The organism is Arthrobacter sp. Z1-9, assembly GCF_054792695.1.
The window spans coordinates 1,037,125-1,050,917 of the sequence record NZ_CP096456.1 but is presented as its reverse complement, the minus strand read 5'-3'; the positions used below and the strand labels follow the sequence as shown (position 1 = coordinate 1,050,917).

Here is a 13,793-nt window from a genome sequence, read left to right as displayed (position 1 = left end):
GGTGGCGCGCAGAATTATGGCGTGAAGACACGAAGGTAGCCTCTCCCAATGCCTACGAGGTGAGCTGTCGGATTCGGATGGGAGTCACCCGGCCGCGCGGCTTCCTGGGAAGCTTGTGCGACTTAACCCCAAGGCCTTCGAAGAGCTGAAGGCCAAAATTGGTTCCCCCGCCCCTGCCAGACGATGAAATGCGAACGGACCTTGAGCGGTGGCAGAGTTAGGCAATCCGCACAAGAGCGTCAACTTCGGAAAAGTTGACGCGAGTTAGACGGTACAGCAGTTTTGACTGAATGTCACATTCAGGTCACGGGATGTCAACATCATGTGATAGCTCACCGTCATTTGACTAAAGCCAGCCGGTCGGGTCAACAACTTCGCCGTTGACCTGGACCTCGAAGTGGAGGTGGCAGCCCGTGGAAGCTCCTGTGGTCCCGCTGAGGGCCACAACGTCACCGCGGGAGACTGTCTGCCCCTCCTTCACGCTGAAGGACGACAGGTGGTTGTAGGTGGTTTCCAGGCCGTTGCCGTGATCCACTACGACGCGGTTGCCGCCGCCGTACTGGTGCCAGCCGGCGAATGTGACCGTTCCAGTGGCTGCGGCCAGAACAGAGGTGCCGCACTGGGCCACGTAGTCCTGTCCGCGGTGGAAGTCCCCGGAGCCTCCGGTGATCGGACTGACCCGGTAGCCGAACGGGGAAGCAGTGCTCAAAGCAGCGAGCGGGGCGCCAAGACTTCCTGCGGAGGCGGCGGGGGTGATGGCGCCCGCGGACTGGGCGCTGAGCAGCTGCTTCAGCTTGCCGTCCGGGTCCGCCTGCGTGACCACAGCGGAGCGGCTGAAGTCGATTTGGGCCCCGGCTTCCGCGGAAACCTGGGGCTGGGGCACAACAGCGGACGCAGCAACAGGAGTGGATCCGGAGGCATCTGTCGCCATCACGGGGCTGGTGGCCGGTACGGTCACGGTGAGTACCAGTCCGGTCGTGGCCAGGGCGATTCCGGCCTTCTGGCCGATCCCGCTGGCAGCAGCGAATTCTGTGACCTGACGGAAGGGACCCCGACGGCGGCGCGCATCACGGTGCGGATCGCGGGGGCGCTCCGAGGTGATGACTTCGACAACACGCGGTGTCGAAGCAGGGACCGCCGCGCGGCGGCGTCCCCTGGAATTCTGCATGGACAAGAAGGGTTCCTCTCTGGAAAGCCTGCGAAGTTAGCTGTCGGATTCGGGTCAGAGAGTTCAATGACCCGGTCCGCCGTAAGCAAGCTTCGGCACAGAGGTATCCCCGGAGGAATCCTTCACTGGAAGAGGCTTGCTGCTGACGGACTTCACCCCAAGGCAGTCCCCCGCTGCCGCTTGTGGTTCCCCCGCCTCTGCCAGTTACGACTCGTGCTCCTGATCCGCTGGCAGAGCTCGGCTCCAGATCAGGTAACTTTTTATTATCTACGCTTGGTTCAACTATAGATGCTTAAGCCCGAAAGTAACAATTCCGTTATCTTTGCGTAACGCACTTCACACCGGGTATGGCACCAGCTCAATGCCTTCTAGCTGAGCGCCACAAACACGTGTGCGGCAACCTCCGGAGGCAGCTCCAGCGCACCCTCGATCCCCGGAACCCGGACCGAGATATAGTCGCCCACCCGCTCCAGGGACACAGCGGCGCCCGGCCGGATGCCGCCCTCATCAAGCTGGGAGAGCAGCTCGGGTTCCACCTGGATGGGCTCGGCAAGGCGGCTGATGGTCACCACGGAGGCTGGCCCGTAGGACTTCATCGCCTCCAGAAGGCTCATCGCTCCGTCGGCGAAACCCAGGGACGATACCCCGCCCAAGGCAGCAAGGCCCGGAATCGGATTCCCATAAGGAGACTCTGTGGGATGGTTCAGCAACTCATAAATGCGCCGTTCCACCCGCTCGCTCATGACGTGCTCCCAGCGGCAGGCTTCGTCGTGGACATAGGCCCAGTCCAGCCCGATCACATCGGCCAGAAGTCGTTCAGCCAGGCGGTGCTTGCGCATCACTTCCGTGGCACGCTTCCGGCCTGTCTCCGTGAGCTCCAGATGGCGGTCGCCGGAGACAACCACCAGGCCGTCGCGCTCCATACGCCCGATGGTCTGGGAGACGGTGGGACCGGAGTGGCGCAGCCGCTCGGCGATACGCGCACGAAGGGCAACGATGTTCTCTTCCTCGAGCTCCAGAATGGTCCGAAGGTACATCTCCGTAGTATCGATCAGATCCGTCATCCAGCTCAGCTCCTCGAGCACAGTACCTAGCGTTGTCCCACCGTATCGCCTTCACCGCGACGTAGTCCGTGGAAAAGCTTAGCCTATTTTGACTTTGTCCTAATAGTTCACCTGGACGGGAGCGGGGCGTCTCATTGGCTGGACTATGACGCTTCCGGTTCCCGCCGATACAGCGGTTCAGGCAGAATGAGGAAGGCCCCTGGCTGCAGTCGTCGACGGCTGCCGGCCACCAACACCCGTCCGGACCAAAGCCATGTCCACGCCGAAATTGGAGCACCCGTGAGCGAAACCAGCATCACTATTCCCGCCGACCTCCTGCCCCGGGACGGACGGTTCGGCGCCGGGCCTTCCAAGGTCAGGCAGGAGCAGATTGATGCGCTCTCCGCGGCCTCGAAGAACATCCTTGGCACCTCCCACCGGCAGGCCCCGGTCAAAAACCTGGTTGGCTCCGTCCGCGAGGGTCTCAGCCAGTTCTTCCGTGCCCCTGACGGCTACGAAGTGGTCCTGGGCGTGGGCGGCTCCACGGCATTTTGGGATGTGGCAACCTTCGGCCTGGTTGAAAACAAGGCCCAGCACCTTTCCTTCGGCGAGTTCGGCTCCAAGTTCGCCGCAGCCACCAACAAGGCGCCCTTCCTGGGTGCCTCGTCCATCATCAAGTCCGAGCCGGGCACACGGCCCTCGGCCCAGGCCGAAGCAGGCGTGGACGTTTACGCCTGGCCGCAGAACGAGACCAGCACGGGCGTTTCAGCCCCTGTCAAGCGTGTTGCCGGCGCTGACGAGGGTGCCCTGGTACTGGTCGATGCCACTTCCGCCGCGGGCGGTCTGGACGTGGACGTAGCGCAAAGTGACGTCTACTACTTTGCGCCGCAGAAGAACTTTGCGTCCGACGGCGGTCTCTGGCTTGCGCTGTTTTCCCCTGCCGCCCTGGAGCGTGCAGCCCGGATCAAGGCGGGCGAGCGCTGGATTCCTGATTTCCTGGACCTGCAGACAGCCATTGACAACTCGCGCCTGAACCAGACGTACAACACACCGTCACTGTCCACGCTGGTAACGCTGGACGCCCAGGTGCAGTGGCTGAACTCCAACGGCGGCCTGGATTTCGCTTCCGCGCGCACGGCTGATTCTGCCGGCCGGATCTACAGCTGGGCAGAGGCCTCGGAGTTCGCCACCCCCTTCGTCACGAAGCCGGATGAGCGCTCCAACGTCATCGCAACCATCGACTTCGATGAGTCCGTGGACGCAGCAGTGGTCGCCAAGGTCCTGCGCGCCAACGGGATCGTGGATACCGAGCCGTACCGCAAGCTCGGCCGCAACCAGCTGCGTATTGCAACGTTCGTGGCCATCGAGCCGGCAGATGTTTCCGCCCTTTTGGGCAGCATTGATTACGTGGTGGGCGAACTGCGCAAGTGATTGAACTCCGCAGGTAACCCGTCTGCGTAACGCTCCAGCCTTAGCGCTTCAGCCTTAAACTGCGACGGCGCCGCCCGGGTCCTGCCCGGCCGGCGCCGTTGTGCGTCTTAGCAGGATTACTTCCGTGCCGTGGCGCGGCCTTAGGCTCCTGAGGCCGCGCCGTCGTCGTGGTTTGAGGGCCATTCCGGCGCTTCCGCGGCTTCATCGACCTGTGCTTGGTCATCCTGGGATGCAGCTTCCACGGGTCCAGCATCCGCGTCGGCAGGCCCAGTGGCGGCAGGCTCAGTGGCGGCAGCTTCCCGCCCACGGGCCTGGTGTTCGCCGGCTTCCGGTTCCTGTTCCTGCTCATCCTCGGGCCGGACCCGTTCGGCCCAGGGAACCCATTCGGGGGCGAGGATGGACTCCTCTGACGGCAGGAGCCCGAGCTCGTTGACCGTGACCACCTTGGACCTTGAATTCCGGGTCAGCACGGCGAACCACTGCCAGCCGCCGTAGCCGGGCAGCCTGCATTCAAAGAGGTGGGTCACCAGGCGGTCGCCTTCGCTCTTTGCTGCCAGGTGCCGCCCGATGTCCGACGCCGCGGTGATGCCCTCAATGGCGGTCCGTGCCGTGTCGACGGCAGCGGCAAGGAAAGCATCCGGCTTGCCCGTCCGCCACACGGGCACACCGGCACGGCGCTTTGCCGCCTTGGCCACACCGGGCGCTGCAGAACGTGCCTGCAGTTGCGCCGTATCCACCGGCACCGGATCCGTCGGTTCCGTGTCCCGTGGCTCCAGGTCCAATGGCTCCAGGGCCAGTGATTCCAGGGGCGTCGACTCCGGATCGGGTGATTCCAGGTCCGGCTGGTTAGCTTCCGGGTTCATAAAGGCCTAAACGTCCAGCTCGTCGGCGACCTTACGCAGGGCGGTGGCGATGGCCTTGCCCTTATTGCCTTCCGGGTATTTGCCTTTGGAAAGGGTTCCCGACAGGTTGTCCAAAACAGTCACCAGGTCCTGGACCAGCGGCGCAAGATCCCTGGCACTGGGCCGCTTGGCCTTGGCGATGGACGGCGTCTTGTCCAGCACCCGCAGGCCCAGGGCCTGTGCACCCTTGCGGCCGTCAGCCACACCAAACTCGACACGGGTGCCGGCCTTCAGCTCTGTTACGCCCTCGGGCAGCGACGATTTGGGCAGGAAAACTTCCTGGCCATCCTCGCCCGCGAGGAATCCGAAGCCTTTTTCCTTGTCATACCACTTGACCTTGCCGGTAGGCACGTAATCAACCTTCTTCGTTCTGACGTCTTGAGACACGGCCAGCCGCCACCGCATCCACAGTGTTGTGCGGGTCCAAGGTATGACGGCTAAAGACCGTGTTGGTCTGTATCCCTCAAGGTTATCCTGCCCGCTGCCGTAAACCTGCTTTCGATGGCTCTGCGCAACGGCACCCGGTACAGGTGGCGGGACTGTCAGTCCGGCCTGTTAGCGTTACGTTCATGACACCCTCGCGTTACCGGCGTCCCCTGACGATCCTCGCGGCAGTTATTGCCGTGCTTTCGCTGGCGGCGGTGGCTGCCGTGATGGCATTCGCCTTCGCCGGTTCAGTCGCTCCCGCCTGGGTCACCTACTCCGCCCTGTACGGCCTGCCGCTGGCGTTCCTCCTGATGCTGTTCCTTGTTCTGGACAGTGTTGCCGGACGCCGCCGGGCAGGAAAACCGGGCGGGCGGTAACGTTGGACTGATGTCCCTTATTCGCGCGCTCAGCAAGGACCTGGAGGCCCGCAGCGACGACTCGTTGCGGGCGCTGTTCGACGCGCGGCCGGACCTCATCTCCCCCGCGGTACCGGACTTCGCCGCCCTTGCTGCCCGTGCCAGCGGGCGCGTCAGCGTCCAGCGCGCCCTGGAGCGCCTCAACCGGCCGCAGATGCAGGTCCTGGAAACCCTCCACCTGTGCACCAACACTGATACGGAGCACAGCGCCTCCGCCGCAGGGTTACGCAAACTGATTTCAGGTTCCACCCTGGCGGCTGTGGAACGGATCCTGGCGTCGCTTCAGGAACTCGCCCTGGTACACCGCGCCGAACCCCCGCACGGATCACCCGCTGCCGGCACCAGGCAGCGCTACTACCTTCCGGTCGGCAGCCTCAAGGACGTCGTGGGGATTTATCCCGCCGGGCTTGGCCGCAGCTATACGGAACTGGTGCGCCTCCAGCCGGCGTTCGCGCAGCGGGCGGTCCAGCTCGTTTCCGAACTTCACCGCAGCGGTACAGCCATCCATGGAGCCACAACGCCCATGGAGGCAGCGCTTGCCCTGCAGCACTGGACGTCCTCGCCGGAGGCCCTCCAGGACATTCTGGCCACAGCTCCGGAACGGACTACCGCCCTGCTTGCCCGCTTCAGGAACTGGGCCATGGGCGCCGTTCCCCAGGCTCAACGCAAGGCGTCCATCACCACTGAGGGATCCGACGTCGGGCCCATCGACTGGCTGCTGGCCCGCGGCCTGCTGGTGCCGCTGGACGCCGCCCACGTAGAGCTGCCGCACAGCGTTGGGCTTTCGCTGCGGGGCGGTGCAATCATCAATGACTTCAGGCTGTCGCCGCCGGTTCCCGAGCTCGGCCGGACGAGCGCCGCGCTGCGGCGCAATGCTGCCCTGGGTGCCATCAGTGAAACGCTGCGGCTGGTGGGCGAAGTCCTGCATGCGGTGCGGGAACAGCCTCTGGCCACATTGCGCAGCGGGGGCGTGGGAGTCCGCGAGATGAGGCGGTTGGCTGAGGCGCTCCGGATCGACCAGTCCCGTGCCGGGCTTCTCCTGGAGCTCTGCGGGCTGGCAGGACTGATCCGGCTGGATGTCGACTCATCATCATGGGTCCAGCCGCCGGAGCTGGAGTGGCTGATCCTGCCCAGGCAGGAACAATGGCTTTGGCTCGTCGACGCGTGGTTGGCCAGCGAGCGCGTACCGTCCCTTGTAGGGCAGCCCATTAACGGGACGCCAGGAGCGGCAGCGCACCGTACTGCGTCCGGCAGCACCATCATCGCGTTGTCCGCCGAGGCGCAGCGGCCCGACGCCCCCGTGATCCGCAAGCGGATTTTGGAGATCCTGAACGAACTCACGCAGGAAGCAGCGGCCCCCGACGGAACGGCACCGGTCCTCGACGCCGCAGCCGTGCTCCAGCGCGCAGAGTGGGCCCAGCCGCGGATGGCCCGGCGGTTCAGCTCCCTGATCCGCGGAGTCCTGGCCGAAGCCGAAATACTCGGACTGGTGGGTTCAGGAGCCCTGAGCCAACTGGGAAGCGCCATCGCGGACGACGATCCCGACGCCGCCCTCTCCATCCTGGGCGAGCACCTGCCCGCGGCATTGAACCACGTACTGCTCCAGGCGGACCTCACCGCAGTTGCCCCCGGATACCTTGCCCCGGCGCTGACGGAGAAACTGCTGCTGATGGCCGACGCCGAAGGCCAGGGACCGGCCACCATCTACCGGTTCTCACCCGGCTCCATCAGGCGGGCGCTGGACAACGGCCATGATGCCTCCACCGTGCTGGATTTCCTGAGGGAGCACTCGGCCACCGCGATACCCCAGCCGCTGCAATACCTCGTGGAGGATACGGCCGCCCGGCACGGCCGGCTGCGCGTTGGTGCAGCCGCCAGTTTCGTCCAGAGCGAGGACGAAGCTGCACTGCTGGAGCTGCTGTCCGGGCCCAAAACGGAGGGCCTTGGCCTGGTCCGGATTGCACCCACGGTCCTCATCTCTTCGTCGCCGCCGCGTGAAACAGCGCATGTCCTCCGTAGCCTGGGCCTCTCCCCGTCCATCGACGATTCGGAGCAGCCGGTGCTTCGGCTGCGGCGCGTTCCGGCAGCCAACACCCCCTCCCGCCCCGTCTACACTGCCCCGCGGACAGCTCCGCCGGCGGAGGAAGTGCAAGCACAACTCGATGTGCTGCGCCACCGTCCTGCCGCCGTCGAAACGCACCCCGGCGGGGAAGGAAACCATTCCGGTGAGGCAGCCACGCAGCTTGGCCTGGAGGCGCTGCAGCGGGCCATCCGGCTCAAGCAGCGCATCAGCATGAACGTGGTGGACGGCCTGGGGAATGCCAACCTGGAAATTGTTGTTCCCTTGTCCGTAAGCGGCGGACGGGTGCGGGTCTTCGACCCTGCGAAGGACACCGAGCGGGTGTTGTCCATCCACCGCATCATCGACATTGAGGCCGCAGAGGAACTGCGCCAGTGAAGGACTCCCCCGCGTGAACGACGGACCCCTGATAGTCCAAAGCGACAAGACCATCCTGCTAGAGGTTGATCATGAGCTCGCCACTGAAGCCCGGCATGCCATCGCGCCGTTCGCTGAGCTGGAACGTGCCCCCGAGCATGTCCACAGTTACCGGTTGACGCCGCTGGGCCTGTGGAACGCCCGGGCGGCCGGACTGGACGCCGAGAAGGTCCTGGACACCCTCCTCAAATACTCCCGGTTCCCTGTGCCCCATTCGTTGCTGATCGACGTCGAGGAAACCATGTCCAGGTACGGCCGGCTGCGCCTGGAAAAGGACCCGCAGCACGGACTGGTCATGCGCACTGACGATTACCCGGTTCTCGAGGAAGTGATTCGGTCCAAAAAGATCCAGCCGCTCCTGGGGTCGCGCATTGACGGCGAAACAGTGGTGGTGCACGCGTCCCAGCGGGGACAACTCAAGCAGCTCCTGCTCAAGATCGGATGGCCGGCAGAGGACCTCGCCGGCTATGTGGACGGCACCCCGCACCTGATTGCCCTGAATGAGGACGGCTGGAAACTGCGGCCGTACCAGCAGATGGCCAGTGACAACTTCTGGGCAGGAGGCAGCGGGGTTGTGGTGCTGCCTTGCGGGGCGGGCAAAACTTTGGTTGGCGCAGCAGCCATGGCCACCGGTTCCACCACCACGCTAATCCTGGTCACCAACACCGTTGCTGCCCGGCAATGGAAGGACGAGCTGCTCAAGCGCACCTCCCTTACGGAGGACGAGATCGGTGAGTATTCCGGAGCGGTGAAGGAAGTTCGGCCGGTGACCATTGCCACCTACCAGGTCCTCACCACCAAGCGCGGCGGCCTGTATCCGCACCTTGAACTGGTGGACGGGCATGACTGGGGCCTGATCATCTATGACGAAGTCCATCTGCTGCCCGCACCGATCTTCCGGATGACCGCAGACCTGCAGGCCCGGCGCCGCCTTGGCCTGACGGCAACCCTGGTGCGCGAAGACGGCCGCGAGGGCGAAGTGTTCAGCCTGATTGGCCCCAAGCGTTACGACGCACCGTGGAAGGACATCGAGTCCCAGGGGTACATTGCCCCGGCCGACTGCGTGGAGGTCCGGGTGGACCTGCCGCGGGACGAGCGGGTCGCCTACGCCATGGCGGACGACGCCGACAAGTACCGGCTTTGTGCCACCTCCGAGTCCAAGACGCAGGTGGTGGAACAGCTGGTGGCCCGGCACAGCGGGGAACAGCTGCTGGTCATCGGCCAGTACATTGACCAGCTGGACGACCTCGGTGAGCGTCTGGGGGCACCGGTCATCAAGGGCGACACGTCCGTAAAGGTGCGCCAAAAGCTTTTTGACGCCTTCCGTGCCGGGGGGATCCAGACGCTTGTGGTCTCGAAGGTTGCGAACTTTTCCATCGACCTTCCCGAGGCCTCTGTGGCGATCCAGGTGTCCGGTTCCTTCGGATCGCGGCAGGAGGAAGCACAGCGGCTGGGCAGGCTGCTGCGGCCCAAGAAGGACGGCCGGGCAGCCCGCTTCTACTCGCTCGTGGCCCGGGACACCCTGGACCAGGACTTCGCGGCCAAGCGCCAGAGGTTCCTTGCCGAGCAGGGGTACGCCTACCGCATCATGGACGCCAAGGACGTGGAAACGGCGGAGTAGCGAGGTCGCCTCCGCTCAGGTGACCCCCCTTGAGCTGTCGCGCTCGATACGCCCCGACCGCGGATCAAACTGCGGACGCTCATAAGCCAGTTCGCCGCCGCTGCGGCCGCCGTAGGGACGGCCGTGATCGGCGAATTCTTCCCGGAAGAAGGCGAGGCACCACTGCCCCATCTGTAGCCTGGCACCTGTGCGGAGTATCGAGGGGCCGTTGCTGGCGACGCTGCCGCTGACCGCCCCATGGGGGACCAGCACGTACTCGTCCTGTTCATCGTGCCGTATCTCGGCGTGCAGTCCGTCCAGCCCCTTGAGCAGGATGTCGGAGCCGGGGTCGCTTCCGATCGTGGTGGTCTCCCCTGCCAGTGTGACCTCCCGGGGGATCTGGCCCGTCCAGACGGCTGCGTCCTGGACGAAGATTAGCCGCGGGCGGCCGCTGCCCCGGGTGTAGTGGGTGGTGGTGATCCGGCGGTTGATCTTTCGCCGGACCGTGGGCAGCAAGGGCAAGGGGGTGGACGGCGGCAGGAGCCGGGCGGCAGCGGGCTTGCGCCGGCGCGGCCGGATAAGCGGCACCAGCGCCCCCAGTTTCCCCAGCTTGATGTACGGCGAACGTGTGACGAGCCGTTGCGAGGCTGGACTGTCCACGGCTCCAAGGCTGATGATGCTTCCACCGGGGCCGGAGAGCGTGACGCTGATTCCCTTGCCGGCGAGCATCTCAGCCAACGGTTTGACCTCGTCCAACGACGGCATGCGGCCGCTTCCCAGGGGTGCCAGGCTGTCCAGTGCCACCTTGACGTCCGTGCCCGAGGACACAGCACTCCCCTTCGTTACCGCGCCCGACTCATCCATATAGGAGAAGGACAGGTCAACGTCCAGGCGGAACTCAGGCATGTCCGTCAGCTGCGGTTCAGATCGGAACCGGCAGCATCCTTGTCGCTGGTCGTTACGCGCAAGGTGCCGTTAAGTTTCCAGGTGGCGCGGGGAGCATCAGGGCCGATGTCCCGGGGCACCTCGATCGTCATATCCACGAACTGGTAGTTGATGGCAGCGCCCTTGCCCGTGAGATAGGACCACATTTCCTCTGCCAGGTCTGCCCAGTCGCGGATGCTGCGGTCGTTGGAAGCGGTGTTTTCGGAAGCACTCAAATCGGTCATGATGTCAGTCCCCTTCAGTGGGCCGGAAATTTTTGGAGAACACGGTGTGGGGCAGCCAAACGCGGGGCGCCTGGGCACCGGCGCCGCCCCTTCAATCAGTGAATCCGAGGATGGGAACGGGCCCGGCTCCACCACTGTATTCCCGCCCCGGGCCCGGGGGAAGATGCGCAGCTGGGTACGTTCTCGTTACAGGTTCGGTTCCCGTCAGGCACACTGGAGACATGCGAAGCGAAGCCACCCCCGCGGTCCCCCGGCCCGGGCAGGAATCCGTGTGGGACTACCCGCGTCCCCCTCGTGTCGAACCGAGCACCGAACGCATCAGGATCGTACTGGGCGGAGAGCTGATCCTGGACACCGTGGATTCGCTTCGGGTCCTGGAGACCAGCCATCCTCCGGTCTACTACCTGCCCCGGGCAGCGTTTGGCCCGGGAGTACTGGAGCCGGCCCAGGGAAGCAGCTTCTGCGAGTTCAAGGGCCCGGCGCAGTACCTTACCGTCCGCGGAGGCGGTGTGGTGGCCGAGGCCGCCGCATGGTTTTATCCGGAACCTGCACAGGGCTACGAGGCCCTCGCTGACCGTGTTGCGGTGTACCCCGGCAAAATGGACTACTGCGAGGTTGCGGGCGAGCGGGTCCGCCCGCAGGCCGGCGGCTTCTACGGCGGTTGGATCACTGACAGTGTAGCGGGTCCCTTCAAAGGCGACCCGGGGACAATGCACTGGTGAGCTCTGCCGTCCCCACCCGGCTTACACAAACTATCCAGACAACTCCCAGACTCCGGGAGCATGATGGGAACATGAACAAGAACGGCCCTGAGGCGAAGCTCCTGGTAGTGGATGACGAACCCAACATCCGGGAGCTGCTTTCCACATCCCTGCGGTTCGCCGGATTCGACGTCGTCTCCGCAGCCAACGGACGCGACGCCCTTGCCGCTGCCGACCTGCACGCACCGGACCTTGCCGTGCTGGACGTTATGCTGCCGGACATGGACGGGTTCACCGTCACCCGCCGCCTCAGGGCTTCCGGCAAGCACTTCCCCGTCCTGTTCCTGACAGCCAAGGACGATACCGAGGACAAGGTCACAGGCCTCACCGTCGGCGGGGACGACTATGTCACCAAACCTTTTAGCCTCGACGAGGTAGTTGCCCGCATCCGCGCCGTCCTGCGCCGGACGCAGCCCCTGCTTGACGACGACGCCGTGATCCGTGTCGATGACCTGGAACTTGACGATGACGCCCACGAAGTGCGGCGCGGCGGCACCGTCATCGAACTGTCCCCCACGGAGTTCAAGCTGCTCCGTTACCTCATGCTCAACGCCAACCGGGTGCTGTCGAAGTCGCAGATCCTGGACCATGTGTGGGAGTACAACTTCAACGGCGATGCCTCCATCGTCGAGTCGTACATCTCCTACCTGCGCCGGAAAGTGGACATCGACCCTGAGGCTCCGGCCCTGATCCAAACCAAGCGGGGCGTGGGGTACGTGCTCCGGACGGCAGAAAAGCGCTGACCTTGCTGCAGCGGTGGAAGTCGGCCTCGCTCAGGACGCAACTTGTGGCCATGATCATGGCGCTGCTCATAGTTGCCCTGACGGTGACCGGGGCAGGCACACTTGCCTTGCTCCGCAGTTACCTGCAGGACCAGGTGGACGCCAAGCTGTACGCAGCCGTGGACCTCGCCAAGGAGCAGCAGTCGTTCACGCCGCTGCAGGCACGCAACCCCATGGTCCCTACCGACTATTCGCTGATTCTTTTTGTTCCTGGGCAAAAGCCGTATCCGTTCGGCGGCGACCCGGACGACGGCGGCCCGGACATTCCTTCCATCACCGTGGAGCAGGCCCGGGACCGCGGCGCGGTTCCCTACCAGGTCCGCGGCGATGACGGCCAGAATTGGCGGGTAGTAGCGGTGCCTGTGCAGACCGAGGAATCTGATGCTGTGGTGGTCATCGGGCTGCCGCTGCAGAGCGTCGATGATGTGCTGAAGCATGCCAGCCTGGTTGTTACCGGAGTGGGCCTGCTGACGCTGCTGCTGGCATCCCTGATCGCCAGTTGGACTGTATCGCGCTCATTCCGGCCACTTGCCCGGGTGGAAAAGACCGCCGCCGCCATTGCCGCCGGCGATCTCTCCCGCCGCGTGGACGTGGAAAACGCCAGCACCGAGCTGGGGCGGCTCAGCAGCTCCCTGAACGCCATGCTCGCCCACATCGAAACGGCCTTTTCCGCGCGCACTGCATCAGAGGCAAGGATGCGCCGGTTCGCCGCCGATGCCTCCCACGAGCTGCGTACGCCGCTCGTGACCATCCGCGGCTTCTCCGAGCTGTACCGGCACGGCGCCTTGGCCACGGACGAGGACGTGGCCACTGCCATGGGCAGGATCGAGAGCGAAGCCAAGCGCATGGGCTCCATGGTGGAGGACCTGCTGCTGCTGGCCCGCCTTGACGAACAGCGGCCGCTGCAGCAAAAGCCCGTGGACCTCCAGCTGATCGCCCACGACACCGTGGTGGACACACAGGCCAGCGCCCGCTCACGGGCGATATCGCTCACCGGGCTCGACGGCGGTCCGGCAGCACCCGCCCCCGTCCTGGGCGACGAAGCCAAACTCCGCCAGGTGGTGGGCAACCTCGTAGGCAACGCCCTGCGCTACACCCCGGAGGACAGCCCCATCGAACTGGCCGTGGGCGTCCGCGCCATGGAGGGCGGGCAGCTCCGGTCAGTCATCGAAGTCCGCGACCACGGACCCGGGATTTCCCAGGAAGACGCGACAAAGGTCTTCGAACGCTTCTACCGGGCGGATACCTCCCGTACACGCGAGACGGGGGGCAGCGGGCTGGGGCTGGCCATCGTCGCCGCGATCGTGGGCTCCCATGGCGGTTCGGTCCGTGTGGAAAATACCGACGGCGGGGGCGCCACACTGGTGGTAACCCTCCCGCACCGCGATGACGCACCGGGGAATGAGTCCGCGGACGGCGCCGAGGCCGAGAGCCTGGGGTCGTTTCCCCGGCAGGCCGGCACGGACGCCCGGGGCAGCGACGGCAGGGTTATCCACATATAGTTTCCCGGTTATGGCACCGGTACCCCTGCGTTTCTAGGCTCATAACAGTGGCCCGGACAGTCCGGGCGCGGGAGCAGACGCTGCCCGTTCCAGTGA

At 65.0% G+C, this 13,793-nt stretch carries 13 protein-coding genes and 2 riboswitches; of the genes, 7 read left to right on the top strand and 6 right to left on the bottom strand.

Annotation, left to right across the window (positions count from 1 at the left end):
- Positions 1-35 precede the first annotated feature (35 nt).
- A riboswitch (cyclic di-AMP (ydaO/yuaA leader) is annotated at positions 36-218 on the bottom strand.
- A gap of 128 nt (positions 219-346) precedes the next feature.
- Complete coding sequence (locus M1D93_RS04905; RefSeq protein ID WP_461174041.1) at positions 347-1,168, bottom strand: M23 family metallopeptidase; 822 nt, start codon at positions 1,166-1,168, stop codon at positions 347-349.
- A 10-nt stretch (positions 1,169-1,178) separates the two neighbouring features.
- Positions 1,179-1,390, bottom strand: a riboswitch (cyclic di-AMP (ydaO/yuaA leader).
- A gap of 146 nt (positions 1,391-1,536) precedes the next feature.
- Positions 1,537-2,232: a metal-dependent transcriptional regulator gene (locus M1D93_RS04900; RefSeq protein WP_461174040.1), complete on the bottom strand. Its 696-nt coding sequence runs from the start codon at positions 2,230-2,232 to the stop codon at positions 1,537-1,539.
- Between the two features lie 279 nt (positions 2,233-2,511).
- On the opposite strand from M1D93_RS04900, the gene serC reads away from it, so the two are divergent.
- On the top strand, positions 2,512-3,642 hold the full coding sequence (gene serC / locus M1D93_RS04895; RefSeq protein ID WP_461174039.1) for a phosphoserine transaminase: 1,131 nt from the start codon (positions 2,512-2,514) through the stop codon (positions 3,640-3,642).
- Positions 3,643-3,782: 140 nt separating this feature from the next.
- Here the strand turns inward: serC and M1D93_RS04890 are convergent, their stop codons facing one another.
- Entirely contained in the window at positions 3,783-4,505 is a 723-nt protein-coding gene (locus M1D93_RS04890; RefSeq protein WP_461174038.1) for a DUF3027 domain-containing protein, read from the bottom strand.
- Between the two features lie 6 nt (positions 4,506-4,511).
- The gene (locus M1D93_RS04885; RefSeq protein ID WP_461174037.1) at positions 4,512-4,895 is read right to left on the bottom strand and encodes a cold-shock protein; all 384 of its coding nucleotides are present in this window, start codon (positions 4,893-4,895) and stop codon (positions 4,512-4,514) included.
- Between the two features lie 218 nt (positions 4,896-5,113).
- Between M1D93_RS04885 and M1D93_RS04880 the strand changes: the two genes are divergently transcribed.
- Genes M1D93_RS04880 through M1D93_RS04870 form a run of 3 tightly spaced genes read left to right on the top strand, consistent with a single transcriptional unit; the run spans position 5,114 to position 9,504 of the window.
- The gene (locus tag M1D93_RS04880) at positions 5,114-5,347 is read left to right on the top strand and encodes a hypothetical protein (protein WP_461174036.1); all 234 of its coding nucleotides are present in this window, start codon (positions 5,114-5,116) and stop codon (positions 5,345-5,347) included.
- Between the two features lie 10 nt (positions 5,348-5,357).
- Positions 5,358-7,844, top strand: a complete 2,487-nt coding sequence (locus M1D93_RS04875; protein WP_461174035.1) for a helicase-associated domain-containing protein — start codon at positions 5,358-5,360, stop codon at positions 7,842-7,844.
- Positions 7,845-7,857: 13 nt separating this feature from the next.
- The gene (locus M1D93_RS04870) at positions 7,858-9,504 is read left to right on the top strand and encodes a DNA repair helicase XPB (RefSeq protein WP_461174034.1); all 1,647 of its coding nucleotides are present in this window, start codon (positions 7,858-7,860) and stop codon (positions 9,502-9,504) included.
- A gap of 15 nt (positions 9,505-9,519) precedes the next feature.
- Here the strand turns inward: M1D93_RS04870 and M1D93_RS04865 are convergent, their stop codons facing one another.
- Positions 9,520-10,389, bottom strand: coding sequence for an FHA domain-containing protein (locus M1D93_RS04865; protein WP_461174033.1), 870 nt, complete (start codon positions 10,387-10,389; stop codon positions 9,520-9,522).
- Positions 10,390-10,394: 5 nt separating this feature from the next.
- On the bottom strand, positions 10,395-10,652 hold the full coding sequence (locus M1D93_RS04860) for a hypothetical protein (protein ID WP_461174032.1): 258 nt from the start codon (positions 10,650-10,652) through the stop codon (positions 10,395-10,397).
- Positions 10,653-10,873: 221 nt separating this feature from the next.
- Between M1D93_RS04860 and M1D93_RS04855 the strand changes: the two genes are divergently transcribed.
- The 3 genes from M1D93_RS04855 (at position 10,874) to M1D93_RS04845 (ending at position 13,697) form a co-directional block, all read left to right on the top strand.
- Positions 10,874-11,374 carry a DUF427 domain-containing protein gene (locus M1D93_RS04855; protein ID WP_461174031.1) on the top strand — a complete coding sequence of 167 codons (501 nt, stop codon included), beginning with the start codon at positions 10,874-10,876 and terminating at the stop codon, positions 11,372-11,374.
- 71 nt (positions 11,375-11,445) lie between these two features.
- Entirely contained in the window at positions 11,446-12,156 is a 711-nt protein-coding gene (locus M1D93_RS04850; protein WP_461174030.1) for a response regulator transcription factor, read from the top strand.
- Positions 12,157-12,158: 2 nt separating this feature from the next.
- Positions 12,159-13,697: a sensor histidine kinase gene (locus M1D93_RS04845; RefSeq protein WP_461174029.1), complete on the top strand. Its 1,539-nt coding sequence runs from the start codon at positions 12,159-12,161 to the stop codon at positions 13,695-13,697.
- Positions 13,698-13,793: the final 96 nt, after the last annotated feature.